This window comes from Streptomyces sp. NPDC060028 (assembly GCF_042736725.1).
Lineage (GTDB): Bacteria > Actinomycetota > Actinomycetes > Streptomycetales > Streptomycetaceae > Streptomyces.
In genome coordinates this window covers 1-1,160 of sequence record NZ_JBHWVJ010000192.1, presented here as the reverse complement: position 1 = coordinate 1,160, position 1,160 = coordinate 1, and the positions used below count along the sequence as shown (strand labels likewise).

Below are 1,160 nucleotides of genomic sequence, written 5' to 3'. Positions count from 1 at the left end.
CTAGTGTCCTGCGCCAGTAGTTGATCGTTAGTTGCTGTGTGACTTCTGCTGCTGGTGCATCTGTTCCTCGTCGGGGCCCGAAGCTGGAGCCGTTGATGCTGTCCGTTGATGAGCGGGCGGTGTTGGAGCGGTGGACGCGCCGGGCGACGTCGGCCCAGGCTCTGGCCCTGCGCGCACGGATTGTGTTGGCGTGCGCGGGGCCGGAGGTGCCACCGATCGTCGCGGTCGCCCGGGATCTGCGGGTGACCGCGGACACGGTCCGCAAGTGGCGCCGACGGTTCCTTGCCGAGCGGCTGGACGGGCTCGTTGACGAGCCCCGACCAGGCCGTCCGCCCACCATCAGCGTTGATCAGGTCGAGACGGTCGTGGTCACCACGCTGGAGGAACTCCCGAAGAACGCCACCCACTGGTCACGCAAGTCGATGGCGGACCGCAGTGGCCTCTCCAAGTCCACCGTCGGCCGGATCTGGCGGAAGTTCCAGCTCAAGCCGCATCTGACCGACACGTTCAAGCTGTCGACGGACCCATTGTTCATGGAGAAGGTCTACGACGTCGTTGGCCTGTACTTCAACCCGCCCGAGGGTGCGGTGGTGCTCTCGGTGGACGAGAAGTCCCAGATCCAGGCCCTGGACCGGTCCCAGCCGGTCCTGCCGATAATGCCCGGGATGCCCGAGCGGCGAACCCACGACTACGTCCGCAACGGCCTGACCACCTTGTTTGCCGCGTTCGACGTAGCCACCGGCGAGGTCATCAGCGCCCTGCACCGCCGGCACCGGGCAGCCGAGTTCAAGAAGTTCCTGATCAGGATCGACAAAGAGGTGCCCGCCCATCTCCAGGTCCACCTGATCGTGGACAACTACGGCACCCACAAGACCCCGGCGATCAGGACGTGGCTGACCAAACACCCCCGGTTCCAGCTGCACTTCACCCCGACCGGCTCCTCGTGGATCAACCAGGTCGAGCGGTGGTTCGGCTTCTTGGCCGACCAGATGATCCGCCGCGGCGCCCACAAGAACGTCCAGGCCCTCGAAGCCGACATCCGCAAGTGGGTCAAGAACTGGAACGAAGACCCCAAGCCGTTCATCTGGACCAAGACAGCCGAGGAGATCCTCGACTCCCTCGCCCGTTTCTGCCGACGAATCTCCGGCGCAGGACACTAG

Annotated in this window: 1 protein-coding gene; it reads left to right on the top strand. The window is 65.1% G+C overall.

All coding sequences use genetic code 11. From position 1 onward, the window contains the following. Positions 1-95 precede the first annotated feature (95 nt). Positions 96-1,160: an IS630 family transposase gene (locus tag ACFWBF_RS37365; protein ID WP_385609283.1), complete on the top strand. Its 1,065-nt coding sequence runs from the start codon at positions 96-98 to the stop codon at positions 1,158-1,160.